We start from the raw sequence: 12,501 nt of genomic DNA, 5'->3' as shown, positions 1-12,501 counted from the left end.
TTGATGAGGTTAATTTTGAAGTTCGTACTTTACTTAAGGGGCAGGAGTAGATCCACTAGCTTTATTGATGTTTAGCAATGGTAGTACGTTGCTTCCCCGTTCATCAGTGATGATTTTATTACCGATTTTTGGTAGAACTTTCTCTAGGGTTTCCAAATAAATCCTTTGTTTGGTTACTTCTGGTGATTTGATGTAGGCCTCAAAAATGGAATTAAACCTTTCCGCTTCTCCTCTTGCACCATTTACCCTTGTCAAGGCATATGCTTCTGCCAATTGGATGGTTTCTTCTGCTTCACCTCTTGCTCTTGGGATGATTCGGTTATAATCGGCTTCTGCCTGATTGATTAAGGTCTCTCTTTCTTGTTGGGCTTCATTCACTGCATTGAAACTTGGTTTTACCGGTTCAGGCGGATTTACATCCTGTAAAACTACTTGGTCTACCCGGATGCCATTTTCATATTCATCGCACATTTCCTGTAACAATACTTCTACACTGGTAGCTATTTCCTGTCTTCCTACAGTCAATACTTCGTTGACGGTCCTGTCTCCCACAATTTTTCTCATTGCAGACTCTGACATATCATTTAACGTTTTTTCAGCATTTCTTACCTTGAATAGGTATTTGTAGGAATCTACAATTCTATATTGTATTACCCATTCCACATCTGTTAAATTCAGGTCACCGGTCAGCATCATACTCTCGTCTATATAGCCAGACTTTGCATATGTTGATTGACCGTTAGAGGATGTGGAAGTAGAACGAAAGCCAAATTCCTGCTTTAATTGTCTTTGGACTGGTATTTTATACATGGTTTCCACAAAGGGAATGATGAAACTTAAGCCTGGCGAAACCGTGCGATTGTATTCGCCAAGTTGAATAACTACACCTTCTTCCTCTGGGCCTACTGTTTTAATAGCTGAAAACACCATGATAATTACTACCAATCCGAGAATTATTTTGGACAGGTATTTTTTTATCCAGTCCGGATCGATATTGATTTCAAATTGTTTTTCTGACATAAGTTTACTTTTTTTGCAATTTACGATTAATTGACAGAAATACCTTCGGTAATATTTTTCATTTCCCCAATTGAATTAGCTAACGTAGAATATGCTGATGGGTTGGTAATCTTGCTTCAAGCCTTTGAATCAATGCTGTTTTTTGGCTTTATTTGTCTTCAATTGTCAATCTTGTGGTGAGTTTAAATGCCAAATAGTAGAAGTAGGCTATAATTCTTATTGCAATACCCAAAGGAAGAGTCCAAACAAAATCAACCAGACGATATCCATGAATTTCCAGTAAATGATGAATAACTCAAGCTTCATTTTTTCATAGGGATTCGTTAATAAAACCAAAGTTTTTACCTCGTCTTTTTCACTATTGTAAATTAGCACTAATAAAACCAAGGCATAGACCATGGCTCCGGCGAGGTGCACAAGGTGTATGCCACTGAGTAAATACAAAAAGCTTCCGGCAGGTAATCCCGTAAAATCAACTCCTGAATTGGATAGTTCTTGCCATCCTTTAAATTGAAATGCAGTAAAAGACAATCCTAAAAACAGCGTATAGGCAAGATTAATCTTAGTTTTCTTCAGATTATGTGATAAAAAAGCGGGTAGAATTCTCTCTGAAATAAAGGCGCTACCAAATAATATCAAACTACTTATGATAAATGATTTAGGTATTTTGTATTGCGCAAAAGAACTGCTTTCTGATTGTGAAAAAATAAATGATAGGGTTAAGAAAAGAAAGATTAATCCACTACTAAACATGGCCAAATAAATTAGCGTCTGGTAGGGATGCATTTGTTCAATTCTTTTAAACCAATGAATTTTTTTTGTCTCTTTTCGTAAGTTCATCTTATGATTAACAATTGAAAAGAGAATATTGTTGTTTTTGGTGAAAAAAAGTCAAATATTTTTACGAATAATGGGATTATGTTGTGCTAGATATCCTTATTCTACCGAGGGGATTTCAATGTTATTTGATAAATTGCACTCGCTTATTTTGAATGCGGATTTTGTTTTAGGAATCCTGGTAAGTAATAGCGTTGCGAAAAATGGAGGGGTATTCTGAAACTTTGAAAGAGAGCCTATTAGTTGGATTCAGGAGTAGAAATTAAGTGACCTATTATTAATCGTCTTAATCACGTAGTAAAATGGCCTTTGCCTATTTAAGGTGCTACATTAAAAGAATATTAGTTGGACAAGCAGTCGTTTTTATCACTTTATATAGATGATCCATTTGTAAAAAATCTTGGATTAAGCATTAGTTCTGCTGCCCATGCAAAAATGAATGTCAAGGGACTTTCAGGGAGTATGGATATGTTGGTCGTACATGCTATATCTAAAATAACAGGCTCTTTTCATGTTGTTTTAGCAAATGACCGCGAAGAAGCAGCCTACCTTGCAAGTGACTGGCAAACTTTTTCAGGAGAAGCTGCTTATCATTTTCCTGCAAGTTATAAAAGGCCGTATCATTCCGATGAGGTGGAAAATGCCAATGTACTGATGCGTGCAGAAATTCTAAATAAGTTGACAGGCACAATGTCAGAAGGACAGGTTTTTATAACCTCTCCAGAAGCCATTTATGAAAAGGTAATTAATAAAAAGAGCCTCAAAGAAAATACTTTTGCAGTTAAAGTAGGTGAAAAAGTTGATTTGTCCTTTATAGAAGAACTATTAAGCACCTATGGTTTTGAGAAATCTGATTTCGTTTATGAAGCAGGCCAATTTGCTGTCAGAGGTGGAATAATCGACATCTATTCCTATGCAAATGATATGCCTTTTCGTCTGGAGCTCTTCGGAAAGGAAGTGGACAGTATAAGGACTTTTGATCCAGAAACGCAGTTGTCCACCGGGAAGGTTAAGCAGATTAGTATTCTGCCGAATATTCAAACCAAGATGGAATTGGAAAGTCGACAGCCCATCATGGACTTTTTCCCAGAAGGAACATGCTTTTGGATTAAGGATTATAAAAATGCCACAAACGTAATTCAGGGACTGTATGATAAAGCCAGTCAGCATTTTGATGGTATAGGAGAAAGTAGTTCACTTCTTATGTCTCCTGAGAAGCTGTTTTTGGATGCCAAATCTTTTGAAGAACAGCTTTCATCATTCACATTGCTGGCCTTTGGTCATGTATTTGATTGGACAGGTGTGCCAGAATTCCAATTTCAAGGGCAACCCCAACCTTCCTTTAACAAGCAGTTTGACTTGTTGGTGCAAAACCTTAATGAAAACAGTACCAAAGGTATAACCAATATTATTTGTTCGGAAAGTGAGAAACAAACTGGCCGTCTGATTAATATTTTTCATGAGTTAGATCCCACCCTTAAGGTTCAAACGTTGCCCGTCAACCTTAAAGAAGGCTTTGTGGACAACTCCCTAAAGCTAGCTTGCTATACGGATCACCAAATTTTTGAAAGGTTCTACAGGTACAAGACGAACAAAACCACTTCAAAGTCTAAAGCACTAACTTTAAAAGAGATAAAAAGCCTTCATCCTGGAGATTATATTGTACACGTAGACTATGGTATAGGTCGGTTTGCAGGATTGGAAAAGGTGGAAGTTTCCGGAAAACGACAGGAAGCGATTCGATTGGTGTTCAGAGATGATGATTTACTTTATGTAAACATCCATTCTCTGCACAAAATTTCAAAGTATAGTAGCCAGGAAGGCGCTATGCCGACAATGTCTAAGCTAGGTACGCCAGAGTGGGAAAATAAAAAGAATCGGGTTAAGAATAAGGTTAAAGATATAGCGAAGGATTTAATCAAATTATATTCAAAAAGAAAAGCTGCTTCCGGTCATCAATTTTCAACTGATAGTGTGTTGCAGGTTGAGTTGGAAAGTTCCTTTATCTATGAAGATACGCCCGATCAGGCCTCTGCTACTTCAGACGTTAAGGATGATATGGAAAAGCCTTACCCAATGGATAGGTTGGTATGTGGAGATGTTGGCTTTGGTAAGACGGAAGTTGCTGTTAGAGCGGTATTTAAGGCGGTAAATGACAGGAAACAAGTTGCGGTATTGGTGCCAACCACAATCTTAGCAATGCAACATTACCATACCTTTAAAGAGAGGTTGGAGAATTTCCCTGTTTCAATAGATTATATTAACAGATTTAGAACAGCAAAGGATGTAAAGGAAATAATAGCAAAGGTTGGTAACGGAGAAATAGACATCTTAATCGGTACCCATAAAATTGTAAATAAAGCAATGAGATTTAAAGATCTTGGGCTTTTGGTGATCGATGAAGAGCAAAAGTTTGGTGTCAAGGTCAAAGAGCAGTTGAAGGAACTTAGGGTGGACGTGGATGTGCTTACGCTTACCGCTACTCCCATACCTCGAACACTTCATTTCTCCTTGATGGGGGCAAGAGATCTTTCAGTAATTGCTACTCCTCCACCAAACCGGCAGCCAGTAACTACAGAAATTTATACTTTTAGAGAAGAGATTATAAGAGATGCTATAGCCAATGAAATTCAGCGTGGCGGACAGGTGTTTTTTGTACATAATCGTGTGGCAGAAATTGATTCAATTGCCAATTTAATATTGAGATTGGTGCCAGATGCCAGGGTGATGGGAGCCCATGGGCAAATGGATGGGAAAAAGCTGGAAAAAATCATGGTGGACTTCATTGAAGGAGCTTATGATGTTTTGGTTTCAACCAATATTATCGAATCAGGATTGGATATTCCAAATGCCAACACAATCATTATTAATAGAGCTCATATGTTTGGGATGAGTGACCTCCATCAAATGAGAGGTAGGGTAGGAAGAAGCAATAAAAAGGCCTATTGTTATTTACTTACACCACCAACCTCTACACTAACCGTAGAAACCAGAAAAAGACTTCAGGCGATGGAAGAATTTTCAGACCTGGGAGATGGTTTTAAGGTTGCAATGAGGGATTTGGACATTCGTGGAGCAGGGAATTTATTAGGTGCCGAACAAAGTGGATTCATCTCTGATTTGGGTTTTGAAATGTATCATAAAATACTTGACGATGCAGTTCAAGAGCTTAAACAAACAGAGTTTGCTGCCCTTTTTGAAAGTGATCTTAAAGAAATAGTAGCTCCATTGGTTCAGGATTGCGTAATTGAAACGGACATGGAGTTATTGATTCCGGAGAGTTATGTAAGTAATATTTCCGAAAGGTTAAGTCTGTATTCCAAATTGGATGATATTAAGGAAGAAAAGGCACTTGAAGACTTTAGAGTGGAGATCAGGGATAGGTTCGGTACCATTCCGGAAAGGGTTCAGTCCTTATTTGAAATGGTAGAACTTAGGTGGATGGCTGAGAAGCTTGGTTTTGAAAAACTTGCTTTGAAAAATGAACAAATGAAGTGTTATTTCGTTAGTTCTGAAAAAGAGGCCTATTTCACTTCTCCGGTTTTTATGAACATTATCAAGTTTATTCAATCTAAGAACAGGCTTTGTAAAATAAAAGAAACCAAAGGTCGTTTAATTCTCATAGTCAAAGGAGTTGATACGATTGAGAAAGCCAGAAATTGGCTTTCTGATATGATGATAAAATAAGTAGGGGCCCATTTAAATACGGGATTTATTTAATAAAGAGGACTTTAGGCCATGAAATTTGTAGTTGTTTAAGGTTTTTTTTAATAAATGAGATATATTTTCGTGTGGTCAATAATATAGGTGGTACAATTTTTTTTGTAGTATTTCACAAGATTTAGATAAAAATGATTTTTGTCTTACGTTTTGGAGGTGAAAGATTATTGGTATAATATATTATTGGTCATATATTAGCGTTTTATTAAGACAAAACATAAAACTTGTCGCATGAAATTTGAGAATAAAAATTTTCAATTTAGTTTTTTTGTTGCAGTAGCATTGCTTGGGCTACTGGTGTCTTCTTGTGGGAATCAAACTTCAAGAAGAACTGCCAGTAATCCTGGAGGTGTAAGTGCATCAACCGGAGCAAAATATAGTTTCGATGAGGAGGATTCAGCTTTTCAGGTCTTTAGACTACCTAGTGAAGTGATCGGTCCGAGGCTTGTTTTTATCCAAGGGGGTAGAGCAGTATTGGGTTCACAGGAACAAGATGTCATGGGTTTCCGTGACAATGTGGAGCGAACGGTTACGATCGCCTCATTCTACATGGATGAAACTGAGGTTACCAATGTAGATTACAAAGAGTTTCTTTTTAACATCGCTGATAGCGTAAGTGCTGACTCTCTGCAGAAACTTGAGCCTAACGAAAAGGTTTGGGCCAATGCAATGTCTTATAACGATGTTTATTCCACGTATTACTTCAGGTACCCAGGGTTTAATTTCTACCCAGTGGCAGGAGTTAGTTGGACCCAGGCCAATGCCTATAGCCATTGGAGAACCTTATACGTGAACGAGTTAGCGAGAGAAAAAAACTTTGGAGGTAAGAAGAAAAACGATGAGGAAGAACAGGCCGATCCACTTACATTAGATCAGCTTATAGAGCGAGGAGTTGTTTTTCCAAATTATAGGCTTCCTAATGAGGCTGAATGGGAATTTGCTGCAAAGGGAATGATTGGAACCCAGTACATGGATGAAAATCAGGAAAATGGCAGGATCTATCCTTGGGACGGAAGAGGCCCACGTAACCCTTATAACATCAAAAGAAAGTCCCGTCAAGGAGATTTTCTGGCCAACTTTAAAAGAGGTCGTGGTGATTATGCTGGATTATCAGGTAGTGTGTCTAATGATGGAGAAATTATTCCTACGAATGTTTATGATTTCCCTCCAAATGACTTTGGCCTTTATAATATGGCTGGTAACATGAATGAGTGGGTTCAGGATGTTTATCGACCACTTTCCTTTCAGGATTTTGATGACCTTAATCCAATCAGAAAAGATGGTACAAATGACGAAGAGGATACTTATAAAACAACTTTAATTGATGATAATTATAGGGTTTATAAAGGTGGATCTTGGAGAGATGTAGCTTATTGGTTAGCACCAGGCACCAGGAGATTTATGCACCAGGATTCAGCTTCGAATCACATAGGTTTCAGATGTGCCATGATAGCTGTAGGAGGCAAAGACAGGTAAGAATCAAATTATAAATTATAGATTTAGGGAAAAGGGTGGTTTCACCCTTTTTTTTATGTCCTGTTTTATCGATTTGGTAGTACGAAAAAAGCCTTTCAGATGGTAGAAGAGTATTATATTTCTTTTTTCTGTTAAATCCTGAATTATATATTATTTTTGTAAGCATAATTTATTTAAACTTAGGCATTTATATGAAGCGGGGTTTACTTTTAAGTTTTTTGGCTTATTGCTTTTCCAGATTGGTTTTGGACAAAGTTGGAGAAGAGTTGGAGATTGGGGAAATGATTATAAATCAATAAAATGGGTTAATACCAATGTTGGCTTTATAGGCGGGGAAAACATCTTGCTAAAGTCCATAGACGGAGGGCTTAGCTGGGTAGAAATGGGACTTCCAATGCGAATGGATGTGCTGGATCTTTCCTTTTTTGATGATCAAAACGGCGTGTTAATTAACGAAGAGGGACAGATTTTCAAATCTACCAATGGTGGAGGAAGTTGGTCTAGTCCTAGCTATCCAGAGAATTTAACCCTAAATAGAGTTATTCATATTGACGAAAATCGCTTGATTATTAGTGGTGATGATGGCCTTATCTTAAGATCCGTAAATGGGGGGGCATCTTGGAGTATTATTGATGTGCCAACTGATGCCTCCATCAGGAAAGTGTTTTTTGTAGATCAAGACCTTGGTTACGCCGTAAGCTCAGACTCCGAAATACTAAAAACTTTCAATGCAGGAGAATCCTGGGAATTGCATGATTCGGGATTTGATGTTGCATTGAATGCGATATATTTCACAAATGACACTACTGGTTACGCTGTAGGGGATCAAGGAGCAATTATAAAAACAGAAGATGGCGCCTTGAATTGGGAGTTTATAAACAGTGGTATTGATACCGACCTAACTGACGTCATTTTTAATCCACTATACCCCTTGGTTGGGGTGATTAGTGGTGACGGTGGGACCATTCTGCGTACAGATAATGGTGGACTTACATTTATTGGTGCTACATCAAGAACAATAGAAAATATAGAGAGATTGTCTATAAGGAATGAGACTAATAATATTTTAGCATTGGCATCAAGTGGAGTTTTGATTTCTTCAAACAATACAGGCTTAAGTTGGACTTTGAGGTTGGCTGGAAAAGCAAGCGATTTTAATGCAGCAGCATTTGTAACAGATCAAAAGGGCTATATCGCTGGTGATAATGGTCTTATATTAACTACTACTAATGGCGGTACTCGGCTAACTGATAGTTCCAGGCCTATTTCTTTGCCCTTCAATTCTGCTTTTTTTGTTTCTGGAAATGCGGGGTATATCTCAGGGGATAACGGGAATATAATTTCAACTAGAAATTCGGGAGCTAACTGGACAACCTTAAATCCAGGTACGAATAAAAATGTAAATGGGCTTTACTTTTTGATTTCAATAAGGGGATTGCTGTTGGGGATCAAGGGTTAATTACAATGACTGAAAACCAAGGGATAAATTGGTTGACAGTGACCTCGGGTGTTGCTAATTACAATCTAAAGGATGTATTATTCTTTAACGAAAATGACGGAGTAATAGTAGGTGAAAGAGGACTGGTTTTAATCACCTCCACCGGAGGGTTAGATTGGAAAAAGGTTAGTATTGGTAGCACCGTTGATTTAAAAGCCATTTCCATATTGGATGAGGTAACCGCAATTGCAGTTAGTACTTCAAGCGCTGTATTTAAAACTTCGGACAAAGGAGTCAATTGGGAGCCTTTGACAACTGGTTTCAATATACCCTTATCAGATATTGCATTTCTCGATGAGTCAGTAGGGTTTATTACGGGAGAAAACGGATTAATTATTCGGACGTTTGATGCAGGAGAAAATTGGGAAAAGTTGGAAACAGCGACCTATCAAAACTTTACAGGCATAAGCTTTGGTGACTTGAATGTAGGATATGCTGTTGGTGAAAATGGTATTTTTTATCAATATACCTGCCAGGTACCTGCTGAGATTCCAACCATTTTTGGGGAAGATAATATTTGTATAAGTCAGCAGATTTATTCCATTCAGGACTTGGGCATAGAGGATGAAAACTATGAGTGGCGAGTAGATGGTGGAAGTGTTATTCAAGGCCAGGGAACCGCTAGAGTAGTGATAAGATGGGATACCCCTGGAAGGAATGCGGTATTGGTACGTGGAACAAATAATTGCGGGAACGGTGAAACTACAGCATTGGAAGTCGTGGTATCAGAAGAACCAAAAGAAACCACTACTATTCAGGGTGAAGGAGTAGTTTGTGTGAATACACTTGAAGAATATAGTGTGGACTCGATTCCAGGGACAGAATATTTTTGGGAGGCCACTGGTGGTGTAGTCAGAGAAGGGCAAGGTACTTCAATAATAACACTCGAATGGACCAATTTAGCTGAACAAAGTATCTCGGTGTCAACCAGAAACCCATGTGGTCAAGGGCCTACTTCAGAGAAGGCTATTCGTGTCATTACTATTCCTGATCAGCCTTCAGCCATACAAGGGTCAGTAAAGGTTGGTTTTCAAGAAACTGATTATGCAATTACCGGTGTACAGGATATCAATTATCAATGGTCTATTACAGGAGGTGGTGAAATCATCAGTGGACAAGGTTCTTCTACTGTACGGGTTAACTGGACGACTCCAGGGGATCATGTGGTAGAAGTGACACCTGTAAATGCGTGTAATCAAGGCTCCAGCCGCATGCTTTCGGTAAATGTTAATCTGATTACCTCAATAGAGGAAGAAGTAGCTGATGCAAATATTGAGGTCTTCCCTAGCCCTTCATTCGATGGAGATGTTCACGTGTCCGTGGAAGGAATAGCAGGATTGGAATATATCGGAGTCTACAACGCTATGGGGCTAAAAATAAAAGAAGTGCCAACCAAAGTGGGGCAATTCGTTTATTTTATCAATGGCCTACCAAAAGGGTTGCATGTGCTTGTTCTTAGGAGTAGAACGAAAGAATACAAAAGAAAAATATTAGTGCTTTAATTCTAACTATGGAATAGACAGGCTATTTCATAGTTAGAATTAATACCAGCATATAGCTTTTTTGAAAAATAAGGCTTGGATAATATTGATGTTGGGCAAAGTTAATATTGAAAAACGATGCCTAATTTGATTAGGGAAGTGTAAGCATAGAGATTTAAAAATCGTGGATTTTTTAATCTTCCATTCCCCCACCTTTCATTTTTTCTGCATTTTCCGCAAAACGAAGGGCACCAATAAAGTCTTCAATACTGCCTTCCATTACTTCTGGAAGGTTATAGACAGTTTTATTTATTCTATGATCTGTGACCCTGCTTTGTGGGTAATTATAGGTGCGGATTTTATCTGATCTGTCCCCACTCCCAATCATGGATTTTCTTTGAGCCCCTACGGCCTCATTGTGTTTGGCCAATTCAATCTCATATATCCTTGATCTTAATACTTTGAGTGCTTTTTCAAAGTTCTTGATTTGTGACTTCTGATCTTGGCAAGTAACTACTATTCCTGAGGGTTCATGGGTTAACCTTACAGCCGAATAGGTCGTGTTTACTGATTGACCACCAGGCCCAGAGGAACAGTAAGTGTCTTTTCTTACTTCATTCATGTCTATCTCCACATCTACATCTTCCATTTCTGGCAAAACGGCAACAGTTGCGGCAGAGGTATGCACTCTCCCTTGGGTCTCAGTAGCTGGAACTCGCTGGACACGATGTACACCTGATTCATATTTGAGCATGCCATATACATCTGCTCCAGATACAGAGCTGATAATTTCCTTGTAGCCACCAGAGGTACCAAAAGTCAAATCAAGTACTGTAAGGTTCCAGTTTTGTTTTTCACAAAACCTTTGGTACATCCTGAAAAGGTCTCCAGCAAAAATGGCTGCTTCATCTCCACCTGTTCCACTTCTAATTTCAAGAATACAATCTTTGGAGTCATTGGGATCTTTTGGGATAAGCATTTTGCGGAGATCTTCCTCCATCTCATCTTTTTATTTTTCAATTCCTCCCATTCCATCTTAGCCATCTCCCGGAATTCCGGATCTTTCTCTTTTTTCCAGTATTGCCTTGGTGCTATTAATATTATCGAGCGTCAAGCGATAGCTGTCGTAGGCCGTAACTACTTTCTCCAGGTCCTTATATTCTTTAGACAGTTTGGTGTAGTTACCCATGTCACTCATAACATCCGGTTGAATGATAAGTTGTGCAACCTCCTCAAATCTATCTTTTATTGCTTCCAGTTTGTCCAGCATGGTTCTTGTATTTGGAGGGCAAAATTAAGCATTATTGTTGATGAATACCCGACACAGAAATTTTTTATACTGAAGTCATCCAAAAAAGGCCTTTAGAATTAGCTAAAATCTAAAAACGATAAACTTGTATAACTTTTGTCTTAGTCATAAGTCTTCATAAAGGTTATTTTGGCCCCATAGGTTACTTGATTAATTATCAATCGACTAATCACACATTGTGAATGAAATTGATATTATAACTTCGTCTTGTTTATTAGCAATTTCTTTCTTAATGAAGAAGGATTTTTTTTACAGGTCTCGGTTTAAGCATGGCTATGGAATCAAGAGGATTTCCCTTTGAAATCACCAAAGCTGCCCTATTGATCATCCTGTGCGCTTTTTAAAACAAATAGTCACAGCGGCTCTGTGTTTTTATGTTTTATGAATCTTTTTAACCGAATAGTCCTTATATTTAATAGTAAAACTAAATTGATTTGATTATGAAGATGAAATATTTATTGTTTTCATTTGGGCTACTCTTGGCTCTAGGAGTAGGGAGTTGTAATGACGGTAAAAAAATCAACCGTGATCTCGTAGATCAAGTGAATAAATCCAATGAAGTAAAAAAATTGGGGGAAGCGGAAATTACAGAACACGCAATGGAGTGGGGGAATGAAATTAGCATGGAAGCCCAAAAAGCACTTATGGGAGTTTTGCAAAAAGCCATTCAAGAAAATGGACCTGAAAACGCTGTGGGTTTTTGTAATATAGAGGCCTTAGAGATTACCAAAAAAGTCGCAGACAAATACAATGTCAATATCAGAAGGGTGTCTGTCAAAAACCGAAATTCAAAAAACAGTCCCAATGAAAAAGAAAAGGAATTATTAGGTGCTTATGCCTATAATCAAGACAATGGCCTGGAGAATCCCCCTAATATTCAGAAATTAGAAGATGGACAGGTCTTATTGTATACTAAAGCGATTACAATTCCGAACGGCCTTTGCCTTAATTGCCACGGGGCACCAGGAACGGATATAAAAGAGTCAACTTTAGAAAAAATTCAAAGTTTGTACCCGGAAGACAAAGCCATTAATTATAAAGTAGGAGATTTAAGAGGCATGTGGAGTATAGCGTTGCCTAAAAAGGAAGTAATAAAAGATATTTAGAAGTATGGCCGGATAAATAATCTACGTTATAATTGAAGACAATGTAGATTGCAA

7 protein-coding genes and 1 pseudogene are annotated in these 12,501 nt (G+C 38.0%); 5 read left to right on the top strand and 3 right to left on the bottom strand.

The annotated features are described in order from the left end of the window. Positions 1-33: 33 nt before the first annotated feature. Positions 34-1,020: an FtsH protease activity modulator HflK gene (hflK, locus tag ADICYQ_RS06175; protein WP_020889197.1), complete on the bottom strand. Its 987-nt coding sequence runs from the start codon at positions 1,018-1,020 to the stop codon at positions 34-36. Positions 1,021-1,236: 216 nt separating this feature from the next. Beyond that, positions 1,237-1,860, bottom strand: a complete 624-nt coding sequence (locus tag ADICYQ_RS06170; RefSeq protein ID WP_040414757.1) for a cytochrome c oxidase subunit 3 — start codon at positions 1,858-1,860, stop codon at positions 1,237-1,239. Between the two features lie 342 nt (positions 1,861-2,202). On the opposite strand from ADICYQ_RS06170, the gene mfd reads away from it, so the two are divergent. The 4 genes from mfd to ADICYQ_RS25820 all read left to right on the top strand — a co-directional run bounded on the left by mfd (position 2,203) and on the right by ADICYQ_RS25820 (position 10,053). Then, positions 2,203-5,544, top strand: coding sequence for a transcription-repair coupling factor (gene mfd / locus ADICYQ_RS06165; protein WP_020889193.1), 3,342 nt, complete (start codon positions 2,203-2,205; stop codon positions 5,542-5,544). A 264-nt stretch (positions 5,545-5,808) separates the two neighbouring features. Continuing rightward, positions 5,809-7,053: a gliding motility lipoprotein GldJ gene (gene gldJ, locus ADICYQ_RS06160; protein WP_020889192.1), complete on the top strand. Its 1,245-nt coding sequence runs from the start codon at positions 5,809-5,811 to the stop codon at positions 7,051-7,053. A 226-nt stretch (positions 7,054-7,279) separates the two neighbouring features. Then, positions 7,280-8,512, top strand: coding sequence for a WD40/YVTN/BNR-like repeat-containing protein (locus tag ADICYQ_RS25825; protein ID WP_020889191.1), 1,233 nt, complete (start codon positions 7,280-7,282; stop codon positions 8,510-8,512). A 5-nt stretch (positions 8,513-8,517) separates the two neighbouring features. Then, on the top strand, positions 8,518-10,053 hold the full coding sequence (locus ADICYQ_RS25820; RefSeq protein WP_020889190.1) for a PKD-like domain-containing protein: 1,536 nt from the start codon (positions 8,518-8,520) through the stop codon (positions 10,051-10,053). Positions 10,054-10,225: 172 nt separating this feature from the next. Here the strand turns inward: ADICYQ_RS25820 and prfA are convergent. Next, positions 10,226-11,302 (bottom strand): annotated as a pseudogene (prfA, locus tag ADICYQ_RS06150) (peptide chain release factor 1). Between the two features lie 479 nt (positions 11,303-11,781). Between prfA and ADICYQ_RS06145 the strand changes: the two are divergent. Continuing rightward, complete coding sequence (locus tag ADICYQ_RS06145) at positions 11,782-12,447, top strand: Tll0287-like domain-containing protein (RefSeq protein ID WP_020889186.1); 666 nt, start codon at positions 11,782-11,784, stop codon at positions 12,445-12,447. Positions 12,448-12,501 lie beyond the last annotated feature (54 nt).

It is taken from the genome of Cyclobacterium qasimii M12-11B (genome assembly GCF_000427295.1).
Taxonomy (GTDB): domain Bacteria; phylum Bacteroidota; class Bacteroidia; order Cytophagales; family Cyclobacteriaceae; genus Cyclobacterium; species Cyclobacterium qasimii.
This window is presented reverse-complemented; position numbering and strand designations above follow the sequence as displayed.

Excerpts from the sequence above, each read along its gene's own strand:
- hflK (WP_020889197.1), bottom strand. The coding sequence starts at position 1,020 with ATGTCAGAAAAACAATTTGAAATCAATATCGATCCGGACTGGATAAAA.
- ADICYQ_RS06170 (WP_040414757.1), bottom strand. The coding sequence starts at position 1,860 with ATGAACTTACGAAAAGAGACAAAAAAAATTCATTGGTTTAAAAGAATT.
- gldJ (WP_020889192.1), top strand. The coding sequence starts at position 5,809 with ATGAAATTTGAGAATAAAAATTTTCAATTTAGTTTTTTTGTTGCAGTA.
- ADICYQ_RS25820 (WP_020889190.1), top strand. The coding sequence starts at position 8,518 with ATGACTGAAAACCAAGGGATAAATTGGTTGACAGTGACCTCGGGTGTT.
- ADICYQ_RS06145 (WP_020889186.1), top strand. The coding sequence starts at position 11,782 with ATGAAGATGAAATATTTATTGTTTTCATTTGGGCTACTCTTGGCTCTA.